Origin of the sequence: Actinosynnema sp. NPDC049800, from assembly GCF_040656635.1 — a bacterium.
Lineage (GTDB): Bacteria > Actinomycetota > Actinomycetes > Mycobacteriales > Pseudonocardiaceae > Actinosynnema.
This window is the reverse complement of record NZ_JBFAMT010000009.1, coordinates 39,856-53,833: the sequence shown is the minus strand read 5'-3', so window position 1 is coordinate 53,833 and position 13,978 is coordinate 39,856. Positions and strand designations below refer to the sequence as shown.

The window sequence follows — 13,978 nt, the reverse complement described above, 5'->3', positions numbered from 1 at the left end:
GGCTCGGTGGGCCCGCTCAGCTCGCCCGGATGTCGTCCAGGTAGAAGGTGCCGGTCACGACCGGGTTGCCGTCGACCTGGTTGACGAAGATGTTGAACTGGGACAGGTTCTTCAGGTCCTCCGGCGTGATCCGCCGGTGCGCGTTGCCCGTGTCCCACGGCGCCGGGCGCCAGTCCGCGAACGGGATCGTCACGATCCCGGCCGACGTGCCGGACATCGACGGGTACGCCTCGTAGGCCACCCCGCCGGCGTTCAGCTGCAGCACCAGCTTGTGGTTCGACCCGTCGGGCCGCAGCCAGAACGACAACCCGGTGTAGGTCGACCAGTCACCCGAGATCCGCTTGCCGACGCCGGTGTAGGTCTGGAAGCCGAAGTCGTAGTCGAACTTCAGCGCCTTGCCGCCGTTCTCGGCCGCCAGCGAGATGCGGTTCGTCCCGTACGGGCTGTACTCCGCGCCCAACGCCGTGTCGTCGACGTGGCCTTCGAAGTCGTCGACGACACCGGGCGCGAGCGGCGGCTTCGCGCCGAGGATCAGGCGGTTCGTCGCGGACAACGTGCCACGCGGCGTCAACGCGGTCACCTTGAGCCGGGTGACCTTGTTGGTCAGGTTCTCCGCGCCGATGTCCCAGGTGCCGGTGTAGTACCCGGTGCCCCGGTCCAGCGTGAGCAGGTGCTTGGTCGGGTCGTCGCCGACGGTGTAGTAGACGAGCGCTGGCTTGGCGTCGAGCAGTCGCACGCGAACGGTGGTGGTCGGCGTCGTGATCCGCTCACCGTCCGGCGGCGACACGACGTGCAGGAACGGCTTGTGCGCCTCGGCCTTCACCTTGCGCCCGTAGACGTCGGAGAGGTCGAGCGCGGAGCTGAACACGGCGTACGGGTCGGCGTGCAGCCGCTTGAGGTCGGGCAGCAGTTCGTGCTCGGGCTCGGTGGCGGTCGCCGGGTACGGCAGGAAGAACTGCTCGGTGCCGAAGTTCACCCAGGTCAGCATGAACGCGCTGCGACCGGCCCACGGGTCGGCCTTGATGGCGTTGAACATCGTGGTGAACCAGTTCAGGTTCCCGTTCTGCCCGTTGGGCTTCAGCGCGCCGCTGATGCCGTACTCGGTGAACGCCGAGACCTTGTCCTTGGCCTGGGCAATGCGCGCGATCATGCCGAGGTCGGCGACGACGCCGTCCAGGAACTGCTGCGACCCGTTGCTGCCGTCGTAGCTGTCGATGCCGAGCACGTCGATGTAGTTGTCACCCGGGTAAGTGCGCAGGTAGACGTCGTCCACGCCGCCGAAGCCGCCGCCGGGCGAGTAGGCGTACAGGAAGTTGTGCACGTCCTTGACGTCGCGCAGGTACTCGACGGTGTAGCGGAACAGCTCGACGTACTTCGCCGGTGACGCGTGCGCCGCGCCCCACCAGAACCACGAACCGCTGTTCTCGTGGAACGGCCGGTAGATCATCGGGATCGGGTTGCCGTCGCGGTCGTCGACCTCGTGCGCGAGGCGGGCGACCCGGTCGAGGTAGGCGTTGAACTGCGCGTGGTGGTCGCCGCCGGGCAGGATGCGGGTGACGACGTCGCCGTTGGTGTCGTAGAAGCTGCCGCCGGTGACGAAGTTGTCCATGTGGGACGCGAGGGTGTGCACGCCGCCGATCTCGTTGTGCGCGGTCTCGATCAGCTTGACGGTGGCCTGGAAGTTCTCCTCCGGGGCCGGGTCGCCGGGCGACGAGCCGTGGCCGAGGTGGCCGGTGTCCCAGCCGAACACCGCCGGGTGGTCGCCGACGCCGGCCTTGACGTCGGACTTCAGCCCGTCTGTCTCGGTGAACTCGTCCCAGGTGACGCCGAACTCGGTCGTCTGCTGGTGGCCGAACAGCACGCCCCTGCCCTGCTGGTCGCGCAGGTACGAGAAGAGGGACCGGGTTTCGGGGGTGGCGTGCGGGTCGGAGATCCGGACCGACTGCGGCTTGGGGTGCCGTTGGGCGGTGTCGGCCGGGGCGGCGGTGGAGATCGCGCCGGAGCTCAGGAGGGCGGCGGCGAGGGTGGTGGTGATGGCGGTGGTGGTGAGGGCGGCGGTGGTGAGGGCGGCGGTGGTCACCTGTCTGGCGGCGGAGCGTTTCCTCATGGCGGACCCTCTCGGCGTTGAGCGGTGTGAGGTGTGAGGTTGGGTGCGGGGTGCGGGGTTCGGCTCCATTAAGCGGTTAAGCGGCCGGTGAGAAGGCACCCTAGCGCGGTAAGTTTCGTAAGTGAAGAAACTTGCGGCGGTTACTTGTCGCCGAGGGATTCCAGCAGGTGCTTCAGGGTGTCGGCGAGAGCGGTTCGCTCTGCGGGCGACAGCGCGCTGAGCAGGCGGTTCTCCGTGGCGAGGTGGTCGGGCAGGGTGCGGTCGATCAGGTCGCGACCGGCGTCGGTGAGGGCGACGACCACGCCTCGGCCGTCGTGCTCGTTGGGGGTTCGGACGACCAGTCCGCGGGCTTCGAGGCGGTCGAGCCGTTGCGTCACGGCGCCGGAGGTGACCATCGAGGCGCGCATCAGCTCGGTCGGGGTCAGCCGGTGCGGCGGCGCGCTGCGGCGCAGGGTGGCGAGCACGTCGAACGACGCCCGGTCCAGGTCGTGCGCGGCGAAGGTCTTGCCCAGCTCGCCGTCCACCAGCCGGGCGAGGCGGCTGAGCCTGCCGATCACCGCCATCGGCGAGACGTCGAGGTCGGGGCGCTGCGCGTGCCACTGACCGAGGACGAGGTCGACGTGGTCTGCCATCGAACTAGCTTAGCGGTGAGGTAAGTCACCGTGGAGATACCTTAGCGGTGAGTTAGTTTGTCTTAGTGCTAAGCAAATGGGTGACCGCGCTCGCCCCCGCCGTGTGGGGCACGACCTACTACGTCACCACGGAGTACCTGCCACCGGACCGGCCACTGCTGGCGGGGCTGTTGCGGGCGTTGCCGGCCGGGTTGCTGCTGGTGGCGGTCACGCGACAGCTGCCGAAGGGTGACTGGTGGTGGCGCTCGCTGGTGCTGGGCACGCTGAACATCGGCGTGTTCCTGCCGTTGCTGTTCCTGGCGGCGTACCGGTTGCCGGGCGGGGTGGCGGCGACGGTCGGAGCCGTGCAGCCGCTGGTGGTGGCCGGGTTGGCGGTGGTGCTGCTCGGGCAGCGGATGACGGCGCGGGTGGCGCTGGCCGGGGTGGCGGGCGTCGTGGGCGTGGCGCTGCTGGTGCTGCGGGCCGATGCGCGGCTGGACTGGGTCGGCGTGGCGGCGGCGCTGGGTGGCGCGGTCGTGATGGCGGCCGGGGTGGTGCTGAGCAAGCGGTGGACGACGCCCGCGCCGTTGTTGGCGGTGACCGGGTGGCAGCTGGTGGCCGGCGGTGTCGTGCTGCTGCCGGTGACGCTCCTGGTCGAAGGGCCGCCACCCGCGTTGACGGCGGCGAACGTCGGCGGCTTCGTGTACTTGGGCGTGATCGGCGGGGCGCTGTCGTACGCCCTGTGGTTCCGCGGGATCCGGGTGCTGGCGGCGACGCAGGTGACGTTCCTCGGGCTGCTCAGCCCGGTTGTCGCGACGGCGGTGGGGTGGCTCGTGTTGAGCCAGGACCTGACGGCGTTGCAGGTGGTCGGCGCGGTGGTGGTGCTCGGGGCGTTGGTGACGGCTCAGCTGAAGAAGGGGGAAAGTCGTGTGGATGACCGTGTTCGGAGCGTTCGGTAGCGTCGGGAGGAAGGTGGTCGAGGAGGCGCGGCGGCGGGGCCACGAGGTCACGGCCGTCAGCCGTCGGCCCGGTCCGGGCAGTGAGGTCGGCGACGCGAGCGTGCTCGCGGACGTGGTGCGCCTCAGCAAGGGCCGGGATGTGGTGATCGGCGCTACTCGGCCGGCCGACGGGGAGGAAGGTCAGCTGGTCGAGGCCACGCGGGCGTTGCTCGCCGGTGCGGCGGAGACCGGGGCGCGGTTGGTGGTGGTCGGTGGCGCGGGCAGCCTCGTGACGCCGGCTGGGCACACGGTGCTGGAGGCGCCGGGCTTCCCGGTGGAGCTCGGGCCGATCGCGAGGGCGGGCGCCGAGCAGCTGGCGGTGTGCCGGGCCGATCGTGAGGCGGACTGGACGTACCTGAGCCCGCCGGTGTTGTTGAAGCCCGGTCAGCGGACCGGGGTGTTCCGGGTCGGTCGGGACGAGCAGGTCGGTGAGGTGATCTCGATCGAGGATCTGGCGGTGGCGTTGGTGGACGAGGTCGAGATGCCTCGGCATCGGCGGGCTCGGTTCACGGTGGGGTATTAGGTGAGAGATGAAAAGAGTCCTCGCCGGACGGGCAGATCAGCAGGATGACGGCGGGGTGGGTGGTTCGGCGGCGGGTCCGTTGTGGTGCGGGTTTCGTGTCATCCCACCGACCTCCACAAGGGCTACCACACGTATCAAGGGGGGCGGCAACAGTGGACGGTGCGGGCATCGGTGAACAGCGCCCCCCTTGACACGTGCGGTAGGGCTGCGCCAGGTCGGCGGGATGACACGAAGCCCTTCATTTGGGGGGAAGGGCTTCGTGTCAGTGGACGGCATGGGGGTGGGTGGGGAGGGGGTGGGGGGAAGGAGGGTGGGGAAGGGAGTCAGGTCAGGTCGGTGCAGGGTTTGGCGTCGGGGTCGGTGGCGGCTTTGGGGGTCCAGCGGACGTTGGCGAAGGAGGCTTGGAAGGTGCCGTCGGTGTAGACGAGGAATGGGGTGTTGACGTTTTCCAGGTCGAGGCCGCCTTGGGCGAAGCACGAGATCGGGATCTTCACCGTGGACTTGACGCCGGTGGGGAGGTTGGTGAAGAGGTTGGTCGCGTTGACCTCGGCGAAGCACGGGTACTGGCAGTGGGTGCTCAGGACGGTCCGGGCGGCTGGGGCCTGGTGGACGATGACGTCGAAGACCAGGGCGGCGTTGGCGTTGAGGTAGCCGCGCAGGTCGGTGCCGCCCGCCGGGTCCTGGAGGTAGACCTGGCCGGGGCCCGTGCCGGTCCAGGTGGTCTTCATGGCGTCGCCTTGGACGTTGACGTCGGCGGGCACGACGGTGATCGAGCTGTGCGCCGCCTCGCCGTCCGGGCCCAGTTCGGTGCCGCTCCAGTTGTCCGGTGAGCCGATGTAGCTGCGGTAAGGGGCGATGTCGGTGCGGACGTGGAGGTCGAGGTCCTCGGTGGCGGTGCCGCCGCCGTTGTTGCCGGAGCAGCCGAACTCGGGGGAGGTCTCGTCCAGTCGGCCGAGGTTGCCGGTCTGCCACGAGCGGAGGCCGTAGCCGGGCTTGAAGAGCGGGTCGCCGTCGGCGTCGAGGGGTGTCTGGCAGGCGCTGCGCGGCCAGGAGAACGAGAGCTCGCCGGTGAAGCCGGGGTAGGTGTGCTTGCCGCGGACCAGCAGGTCGGCGACGCCGCCGCCCTCGGTGCCGGGCAGCCAGGACGCCACGAAGGCGTCGGAGCGGTTCAGCTCCTTGTTGACGTGCAGCGGGCGGCCGGAGAGGTAGACGGTGACGACCGGGGCGCCCTTGCCGCTGACCTTGTCGAGGACGGCGAGGTCGTTCGGGTAGAGCTTGGCCGCCTCCAGGGAGCGCTTGCCGATGTCGCCGACGCCCTCCGCGTACGGGGTCTCGCCGAGGACCGCGATCACGGCGTCGAAGCCGGCGGGATCGACGTCGCCGGTTTCGCTGAACACGACGTTCTGCTCGCCGAGGGCTTCCTTGAGGCCGCCGAGGACGGTGGTGCCGTTGGGGAAGTCGGCGTTGGTGTTGCCGGTGCCCTGCCAGGTCAGGGTCCAGCCGCCGGTCTGGTTCTGCATGCTGTCGGCGCTCTTGCCGACGACCAGCACCTTGGCGCGCGGGGAGAGGGGGAGGACGCGGTTGTTGTTCTTGAGCAGGACTTGGCTCTTGCGGACCGACTCGCGGGCCAGTTTGCGGGCTTCGAGGGCGTCGGTGGAGCCGGCGTGGTCGCGTTCGGACGGCCTCTCGCCGTCGAGGACGCCGGAGCGGAGCTTGACGCGGAGGATCCGGGTCACGGCGTCGTCGATGCGGGCGAGGGGGATCTCACCGTTCTCGACCTGGGCGACCGTGTTGGCGATGAACGCCTTCCAGTCGTTGGGCACCATGACGACGTCGATGCCCGCGTTGATCGCCCGGGGGCAGGACGAGTTGGTGCAGCCGGCGACCTGGCCGATGCCGTTCCAGTCGGAGACGACGAGGCCGTCGAAGCCCATCTTGCCCTTGAGGATGTCGTTCACCGCGAGCTTGCTGCCGTGCAGCTTGCCCTCGTCGAGCTCGTCGTTGGTCCAGCTGTTGAACGACACCATCACGGTCTGGGCGCCGGCGGCGAGCGCGCCGTAGTAGCCCTGGCCGTGCACGTTGATCATCTCGGCTTCGGAGGCCGGGTTGACGCCCTGGTCCTTGCCGCCGGTGGTGCCGCCGTCGCCGATGAAGTGCTTGGCGGTGGCGAGCACGCCGACGCGGCTGCGGCTGTTGCCCTGCAGGCCCCGGGTGGCTTCGTAGCCGTAGGCGCGGGTGATCCGCGGGTCCTCGGAGAAGCCCTCGTAGGTGCGGCCCCAGCGGTCGTCGAGGGGCACGGCCAGGGTCGGCGCGAACGCCCAGTCCTGGCCGGTGGCGCGGAGCTGCTCGGCGGTCGCCTTGCCGATGTCCCGGATCAGGCACGGGTCGTGCGCCGCGCCCAGGCCGATGTTGTGCGGGAAGACCGTGGCGCCGTAGACGTTGTTGTTGCCGTGCACGGCGTCGATGCCCCAGATGGCGGGGATGCCCGTGCGGCTGGCCTTGGACGCGTCCCAATAGGCGTCGGCCAGGGCGAGCCAGGCTTGGGGTGACGCGTGCTTGTCGCGGCCCGGCCACGAGCCGCCGCCGTTGAGGACCGAGCCGATGCCGTACTCGCGCACCTCGTCCGGGGTGATGGCGCCGATCTCCGGCTGCGTCATCTGGCCGACCTTCTCGGCCAGGGTCATGCCCGCGAGGATCTTCTTGACGCGCCGCTCGTCGGACGGGTTCGACTTGACCCGGCTGTCGACCTTCGGCCACTCGTCCAGGTGCGGGAGGTGCTCCTCGATCCGGGCGCAGCCGTGCTCGGTGCGCGGCTCGCCGATGACCGGCCGGCGTGACGCTTCCGGGGAGGCCGCGGCGCCTCCGGTGAGGAGACCGGCGGCGAGCACCGCGGCCAGGGCGGTGCTCAGGTGTCTGCGGGACATCGGCGGTTCCGTTCGTCCGACGGCTCTGTCGCGGCCGATCTTCGTGATCGGGTGGGTCGTGGTCAAGAGGTGCGTGGGAGCGCTTCCTCGCAGGTCGGAGTTACGGTCGTCGGCCGGTTTCCCGGTCCGCGGAGGTGAATATCCTTCGCGTCACGCAGCGTGGCGAGACGGTTACTTGACTCCGGAGTAGGTAGCGCGTCAGACTCTGACGCGCCAAGCAAGGTCCACTGAGGACTATCCGCCAAGTCCTTGCCACGCCGGGAAGAGCACACCATGTCCCTGAGGTCTCCCCTGTCCCGCCGCGCCCTGGTATTCGCCGCGGTGGTTGCCCTCACCACGTCCGGCACGGTCGCCCAGGCCGCCGAGAACCCCTACGAACGCGGTCCGGCGCCGAGCACCGCGAGCATCGAGGCCACCCGCGGGCCGTTCGCCACCAGCCAGACCACGGTGTCGTCGGTCAGCGTGCGCGGCTTCGGCGGCGGCACCGTCTACTACCCGACCAGCACCGCCGAGGGCACGTTCGGCGCGATCGCGGTCTCGCCCGGCTACACGGCCAGCCAGTCCAGCCTTTCGTGGCTCGGACCGCGGCTGGCCTCGCAGGGCTTCGTCATCTTCATCATCGACACGAACTCGCGGTACGACCAGCCGTCCTCGCGCGGCGACCAGCTGCTGGCCGCGTTGGACTACCTCACGACGAGCAGCTCCGTGCGGAGTCGGATCGACGCCTCGCGGCTGGGCGTGATGGGCCACTCGATGGGCGGCGGAGGCGCGCTGGAGGCCACGAAGGACCGGCCGAGCCTGCAGGCCTCGATCCCGCTGACCCCGTGGAACACCACCAAGACGTGGTCGACGGTGCAGACGCCGACGCTGATCGTCGGCGCGGAGAACGACTCGGTGGCGTCGGTGTCGTCGCACTCGGAGCCGTTCTACACCAGCCTGCCGTCCACTCTGGACAAGGCGTACCTGGAGCTGGAGGGCGCGAGCCACTACGCGCCGAACAGCTCCAACACGACGATCGCGAAGTACAGCATCGCGTGGCTCAAGCGGTTCGTCGACAACGACACCCGGTACGAGCAGTTCCTGTGCCCCGCACCCCGTGGCACGGCCATCTCCGAGTACCGCGACACCTGTCCGCACTCGTGAGGCCCGCTGGGCCGTTCTCGCTGTTCAGCAGCGCGAACGGCCCAGTGGTCGGTCCGCAGGAAAGCGCTTGCCGGCGGTGGCGGCGGTGCGCTACCGTCAGACCTGGGAACGTTCCCAGACGTCCCGCAACGCACGGCGGCGGCGTTGTCGGGTTCGAGGGGCCGCCGTCAGCTTGGCAGGGGTGTGGGGCGAGAGCGCTCTCCCTCACGCCTCGGGGGTCTCGACGATGAGGCCGCCCCGGCTGACGGCGGCCCTTTCGGCGTTCCGCCCGTCCCGACGCGAGGCAACACCTCCTCGGCTGGTGGGCACAAGCAGGACATGACGACCGATGACGACCGCACCCTGTGGTCACAGGCCGCGGCAGGGAGCGGGCCGGCCTTCGGCGTGCTGTTCGACCGGCACGCCAAGGCGGTCTACAACCACTGCTTCCGGCTGACCGCGTCGTGGGCGGCGGCCGAGGACCACCTGCAGAACACGTTCCTGGTGGCCTGGCGCAAGCGCGACCGGCTGCGGCTGGAGCACGACTCCGCCCTGCCGTGGCTGCTGGCCGTGGCCACGAACGTGGTGCGCAGCGACCGGCGCACGGTGGCGCGTCGGCTGCGGCTGTTCCGCAAGGCGCCGGTGGAGACCCCGGTCCCCGACCACGCCGACCAGGTGGCCGAGCGGGTCGACGACCAGCGGCGGATGGCGTTGCTGCTGGCCGCCGTCGAGGAACTGCCCCGCAACGAACGGGAAGCGCTCGCGCTGTGCGTGTGGTCCGGCGTGTCGTACGCCGACGCCGCCGGCGTGCTCGGCATCGCCGAGGTCAGCGTCCGGGCCAGGGTCAGCAAGGCGAAGGCCCGGCTGACCCGCAGGCTGGGCGCCGCGCCGGTCGTCGCCGTTCCCGCGCTCACCCTGGAGGACCGATGAACCACGCACTCCCCCCGACCCGGGACGTTCCGCCCCGTCGCCGGGCGCAGATCCGCGCGCGGCTGGAGCAGGAGGTGACCGGCGGTCGCCGCGCCGTCCGGTTCGCGCCCCTGCTCACGGCCGGTGTCGCGGCGGCGGCCGTGGTCGCCCTGGTCGCGGTCGTGGTGCCGGCGCGGCAGGGTGGCGAGGGGACCGCGGCGAGCCAGGTGGTGGTGACGACCACGACGTCCGCCGCGCCGGCCGGGCCGCCGGTGGTGCCGGGGTTGTCCGCCGAACGCATCGGCGAGATCGAGCGGGGCTGCATGGAGAGCACGCTGCGGCCCGGCAAGGCGGTGCTGCACCAGTACGTCACCGACGACGTCGGCGCGTTCGCCCTGCTCTACACGTCGAGCGAGCAGGTGGGCTGCACCGTGGACGGTCCGGTGATGCCGTACAACGCGGCCGCCCGGCTGGTCTGGGACTCGGCGTGGCTGCCCGGCGTGCTCGCGCTCGACGAGGTGGCCTCGTCGAACGGCGGTGCGGGCGGCAAGGCGGAGTACGCCGACCAGTTGGGCTACGACCTGGCGGTGGGACGGGTGACGGACCAGGTCGCCAAGGTCGTCTACCTGCACGGCGGCCGGTCGGTGGAGGCGCGGTTGGCCAACGGCACGTTCGTGGCCCGCATCGCGCACCCGGCCGACTGGGACATGCCGGAGGGGTGGGACCGGCTCGGGGTCGTCCACGCCTATGACGCGCAGGGCGCTTTGCTCGGCGAGTGGCGCGACCAGTGGGACCCGACCAAGTGCTGGGTGCGCCCGGACGGGGTGATCGTGGCGGGTGCGCGCGACCTCGACCCGGCGACGTGCGCGCCGGCGGTGGCCTGGCGGTAGCCGGGACCGGGGTGTGCCGTCGCGCTACGCCGGCGCCACGCCCCGGTACGGCAGGGTCTGGCTGTAGACGATGTTCGTGGTCGTGCTGCCGAAGCCGGTCAGGTCGTTGACCACCTGCTCCAGGTGCGGCATGGACGTGGCGGCGACCTTGAGCGTGTAGCAGTCGTCGCCCGTGGTGCGCAGGCACTCCAGGATCTCGGGGCGGTCGGCGAGCAGCGCGTGCAGCGGCTCGTGGCGGTTGCCCGGGTACTTCAGGCGGACGACGGCGAGCACGGCGTAGCCGACCTTGGCCAGGTCGACCTCGGCCCGGTAGCCGGTGATCACGCCGGCGGACTCCAGCCTGCGGACGCGTTCGGTGGTCGCCGAGGCGCTCAGGTTGACCCGGCGGCCCAGCTCGCTGAGCGCGATCCGGCCGTCGCGTTGCAGCTCGGCGAGGATGGACCAGTCGGTCGGATCGAGGTTCCCGGTCATGGGCGGACTTTACCGTGGAATTTGCGGTGGAAGCCGCCTCAGGCAGGGGGAAGTCTCTTCAGGATCGCCGGGATTCCGCATAGCGTTGGCGCCGTGCAGATCGGTGTGAACGTCCCGAACTTCGGGCCGGGCACCTCGCCGGACGTGCTGCGGGACTGGGCGCGGACGGTCGAGGGCCTCGGCTTCGACCTCTTGATGGTGTCCGACCACGTGGCCGTCACGCCGGACGTGGCCGAGCAGTACCCGGCCCCGTTCTACGAGCCGTTCACCGCGCTGGCGTGGCTGGCCGGGGTGACGTCGCGGATCCGGCTCGGCACCACCGTGCTCGTGCTGCCCTACCGGCACCCGTTGCTGGTGGCGCGGATGGCGGCGAACGTGAACGAGCTGTCCGGCGGTCGGTTCGTGCTCGGCGTCGGCGTGGGGTGGGCGCGGCAGGAGTACGAGGCGCTGGGTGTGCCTTTCGCCGAACGCGGCCGGTTGACCGACGAGGGTCTGCGGGTGGTGCGGGAGGCGTGGCGCGACGAGTCGGACTACCGGGCCGGGCGGATCCCGATCTGGGTGGGCGGGCACTCCGACGCGGCGCTGCGGCGGGCCGTTCGGCTCGGGGACGCGTGGCACAGCTTGCGGCTCACGCCTTCGGGGTACCGGGAGGCGTTGGCGCGGTTGAAGGTCATCGCGGAGGCGGAGGGGAAACCGTTGCCCGCCTTGACCCCCCGCGTTCTGCTGCACATCACGTCCGACGAGTTGGGGCCGGAGCGGCGGTTGGGCGAGGGCACCGTGGCGCAGGTCCTGGGCGACCTGGCGGAGTTGCGGTCGTCCGGCGCGGCGGCCGTGGTGCTGGACCCGTTCGTCGGGGATCCGCAGGAGACCGTCCACCCCGAAGTCGCGTGGCACGCTTTGGCCACGGTGCGAAAGGAGTTCCGATGAGCTTGCACAGGGCGATCGAGCTGGCGGCGGAGGCGCGCGCGTCGGGCAACCCGCCGTTCGGGTCGTTGTTGGTGGGGCCGGACGGCGCGGTGTTGATGGAGGAGCGCAACACCAGCCTGACGGACGACGACATCACCGCGCACCCGGAGCTGAAGCTGGCGCGGTGGGCGGCGCGGTCGCTCGCGCCGGAGGTGGCGGCCGGGACGACGATGTTCACCAGCTGCCAGCCGTGCGGGATGTGCGTGGGCGCGATCGAGCGGTCGGGGCTGGGGCGGGTGGTGTTCGCGTTGTCGACCGAGCAGCTGAACGCGCTGAAGCCGGGTGGCGGCTTCGCGCCCGTGCCGCAGGAAGGGCCGGCGCTGCTGGCGGAGGCGACCGTTCCGGTGGAGGGCTACTACCGGTAGTGACGGCGTCCTGAACGTTGAATTCGGGGGTCTTGAGCGTCCGACACGCGGGTTCCGGGCGTTCGACACGCGCGGGCGGGGGTGGTGGTTGGGCCGTTCGGGTGCCCAACTGGAACGAATCAGCTTCGTGCGCGGATGGGGTTCACAGACGGTGTGCGGTTCGCTACCTTGGGATCTGGGAGCGCTCCCAGCCCTGTACTCGGTCATCCTCAACGTGGAGGACTCACACACATGACCTTCCGACGCGGTACCCGATCGGTGATCGGCGTCTTCAGCTCGGTCCTCGCGGTCCTCGCGGCCAGCGTCGTCACCCTGGTGGGCGCATCAGGCGTCGCGAGCGCGCACGGCTCGGTCACCGACCCGCCGTCGCGCAACTACGGCTGCTTCCAGCGCTGGGGCAGCGACCACCTGAACCCGAACATGGGTCAGACGGACCCGATGTGCGCGCAGGCCTGGAAGGCCGACCCGAACGCGATGTGGAACTGGAACGGCCTCTACCGCAACGGTGTCGGCGGCAACCACCAGGGCGCCCTGCCGAACGGCCAGCTGTGCAGCGGTGGCCTGGCCGAGAGCGGCCGCTACCGGGCGCTCGACGCGGTCGGCGCGTGGAACACCGCCACCAAGCCGCGCCAGTTCACCCTGACCATCACCGACCAGGCGCGGCACGGCGCGGACTACCTGCGCATCTACATCACCCGCCAGGGCGTCAACACCGCGACCACGCCGCTGCGCTGGAGCGACCTGGAGCTGGTCACCTCGACCGGTCGCTACGGCACCACGGGCCTCTACCAGGCCCAGGTCAACGCGGGCAGCCGCACCGGCCGCCACGTGGTGTTCACGATCTGGCAGGCCAGCCACATGGACCAGGCCTACTACCTGTGCAGTGACGTGAACTTCCAGTAGGACCTGCCGGCAACAACCCCGGTAGCGCAGTGGGAACGAGCACACGGGTGCGGCGAACCAGCCCGCGCCCGTGTGCTCACCCGCGTCAGCCGAGGTTCGTGGTCGCCCAGAACGCCTCGCCGTCGCCGGAGACCTCGGCCGCGTCGGCGCTGTGCGGCAGGAACGCCGACTCACCGCCGCGCAGCGCGACCTCGTCACCGCCGCGCCTGACGACGACGGAACCCTTGGTGCACAACAGGAGCTGTGGGCCGGCACCGGGCAGCACGGCGCCCGGCCGCACGGCGTGCAGGCGGAACTCGGGGTCGGGCGTCCGGTAGGTCCTCACCGGGCCGTCGCCCTCGCCGTCGAGCACGGCCGCGGGCCCGCTCTCGTGGTCCACCAGCGACAGCACCGCGGGCACGTCGACCGGTTTGGTGGTCAGGCCCGCGCGCAGCACGTTGTCGGAGTTCGCCATCAGCTCGACGCCCGTGCCGCGCAGGTGGGCGTGCAGCACCCCCGCGCCGACGTAGACACCCTGCCCCGGCCGCAGCTTCACCGCGTTGAGCAGCAACGCCGCCACCACGCCCGCGTCCTCCGGGTAGACCTCGGCCAGTGCCGCGACGTGCGCCAGCGCGGGCACGCGCGCCGCGGCCGTCGCCACCTCCGCGACCAGGGCCGCGTCCGCGGTCTGCAACGCCCAGCGCAGCGCTCCCCACGTGTGGCAGACCGACAGCTCGGCCCGCATCGGGGCCAGCGACGGCAGGCCCAGCTCGTCCAGCAGCGCCGCGGTCTCGTCAGGGCGGCGGAAGCCGGACAGCGTCTCGAACTCGGTCAGCGCCACCAGGACCTCCGGCTTGGGCCGGTCGTCGCGGTAGCCGTGCTCGGCGAACCCGACCGCGGCCTGTTCGCGGTTCGGGTGCACCTGCAACGACAGCGGCGCGTCCACGGCCAGCACCTTGAGCAGGAACGGCAGCCGCGGCCCGAACGCGGCCAGGCCGGCCGGCCCGAGCAGGCCGGCGGGGTTGGCGGCGAGGTAGGCGTCCAGCGGCACGTCGCAGTCGGCCAGCCGGGACGGGTCGTCGGGGTGCGCGCCGACCCACAGCTCGGCCTGCGGCACGGCGCTGGGCGACGGTTCGCCGCGCAGCTCGGCCAGCGCGGTCCGCGAACCCCAGTGGTACTCCCGGACGGTGGTGTCCAGCTTGCGCACGGT

General features: G+C 71.0%; 13 protein-coding genes. 8 read left to right on the top strand and 5 right to left on the bottom strand.

Features of this window, described 5'->3' with window-relative positions; genetic code table 11:
* Positions 1–16: 16 nt before the first annotated feature.
* Both AB0I91_RS13520 and AB0I91_RS13515 read right to left on the bottom strand, forming a co-directional pair.
* Positions 17–2,107, bottom strand: coding sequence for a glycosyl hydrolase (locus tag AB0I91_RS13520; protein WP_499636928.1), 2,091 nt, complete (start codon positions 2,105–2,107; stop codon positions 17–19).
* 140 nt (positions 2,108–2,247) lie between these two features.
* Positions 2,248–2,739 (bottom strand): MarR family winged helix-turn-helix transcriptional regulator, encoded by a 492-nt coding sequence (locus tag AB0I91_RS13515; protein WP_498784694.1) that lies wholly within the window; start codon positions 2,737–2,739, stop codon positions 2,248–2,250.
* Positions 2,740–2,819: 80 nt separating this feature from the next.
* On the opposite strand from AB0I91_RS13515, the gene AB0I91_RS13510 reads away from it, so the two are divergent.
* Complete coding sequence (locus AB0I91_RS13510; RefSeq protein WP_498784692.1) at positions 2,820–3,677, top strand: EamA family transporter; 858 nt, start codon at positions 2,820–2,822, stop codon at positions 3,675–3,677.
* Positions 3,652–4,239: an NAD(P)-dependent oxidoreductase gene (locus tag AB0I91_RS13505; protein WP_499636927.1), complete on the top strand. Its 588-nt coding sequence runs from the start codon at positions 3,652–3,654 to the stop codon at positions 4,237–4,239. Before AB0I91_RS13510 ends, AB0I91_RS13505 begins: the two co-directional genes overlap by 26 nt.
* A gap of 323 nt (positions 4,240–4,562) precedes the next feature.
* Here AB0I91_RS13505 and AB0I91_RS13500 read toward each other — a convergent pair whose 3' ends face one another.
* Positions 4,563–7,163, bottom strand: coding sequence for a glycoside hydrolase family 3 protein (locus tag AB0I91_RS13500; protein WP_499636925.1), 2,601 nt, complete (start codon positions 7,161–7,163; stop codon positions 4,563–4,565).
* A 273-nt stretch (positions 7,164–7,436) separates the two neighbouring features.
* On the opposite strand from AB0I91_RS13500, the gene bdeA reads away from it, so the two are divergent.
* The 3 genes from bdeA to AB0I91_RS13485 all read left to right on the top strand — a co-directional run bounded on the left by bdeA (position 7,437) and on the right by AB0I91_RS13485 (position 10,084).
* On the top strand, positions 7,437–8,306 hold the full coding sequence (gene bdeA / locus AB0I91_RS13495) for a bis(hydroxyethyl) terephthalate hydrolase (protein WP_498784686.1): 870 nt from the start codon (positions 7,437–7,439) through the stop codon (positions 8,304–8,306).
* Between the two features lie 318 nt (positions 8,307–8,624).
* Entirely contained in the window at positions 8,625–9,215 is a 591-nt protein-coding gene (locus AB0I91_RS13490; RefSeq protein WP_498784684.1) for an RNA polymerase sigma factor, read from the top strand.
* On the top strand, positions 9,212–10,084 hold the full coding sequence (locus AB0I91_RS13485) for a hypothetical protein (RefSeq protein WP_499612604.1): 873 nt from the start codon (positions 9,212–9,214) through the stop codon (positions 10,082–10,084). Before AB0I91_RS13490 ends, AB0I91_RS13485 begins: the two co-directional genes overlap by 4 nt.
* 24 nt (positions 10,085–10,108) lie before the next feature.
* On the opposite strand, the gene AB0I91_RS13480 is transcribed toward AB0I91_RS13485, so the two are convergent.
* The gene (locus AB0I91_RS13480; protein ID WP_498784680.1) at positions 10,109–10,555 is read right to left on the bottom strand and encodes an Lrp/AsnC family transcriptional regulator; all 447 of its coding nucleotides are present in this window, start codon (positions 10,553–10,555) and stop codon (positions 10,109–10,111) included.
* Between the two features lie 93 nt (positions 10,556–10,648).
* On the opposite strand from AB0I91_RS13480, the gene AB0I91_RS13475 reads away from it, so the two are divergent.
* The 3 genes from AB0I91_RS13475 (at position 10,649) to AB0I91_RS13465 (ending at position 12,789) form a co-directional block, all read left to right on the top strand.
* Positions 10,649–11,482, top strand: a complete 834-nt coding sequence (locus AB0I91_RS13475) for an LLM class flavin-dependent oxidoreductase (RefSeq protein ID WP_498784678.1) — start codon at positions 10,649–10,651, stop codon at positions 11,480–11,482.
* Positions 11,479–11,886, top strand: coding sequence for a nucleoside deaminase (locus tag AB0I91_RS13470; protein ID WP_498784676.1), 408 nt, complete (start codon positions 11,479–11,481; stop codon positions 11,884–11,886). Before AB0I91_RS13475 ends, AB0I91_RS13470 begins: the two co-directional genes overlap by 4 nt.
* Positions 11,887–12,117: 231 nt before the next feature.
* A complete protein-coding gene (locus tag AB0I91_RS13465; RefSeq protein ID WP_498784674.1) occupies positions 12,118–12,789 on the top strand; it encodes a lytic polysaccharide monooxygenase auxiliary activity family 9 protein in 672 nt (223 codons plus the stop codon).
* Between the two features lie 85 nt (positions 12,790–12,874).
* Here AB0I91_RS13465 and manA read toward each other — a convergent pair whose 3' ends face one another.
* Positions 12,875–13,975, bottom strand: a complete 1,101-nt coding sequence (gene manA / locus AB0I91_RS13460; RefSeq protein WP_498784672.1) for a mannose-6-phosphate isomerase, class I — start codon at positions 13,973–13,975, stop codon at positions 12,875–12,877.
* Positions 13,976–13,978 lie beyond the last annotated feature (3 nt).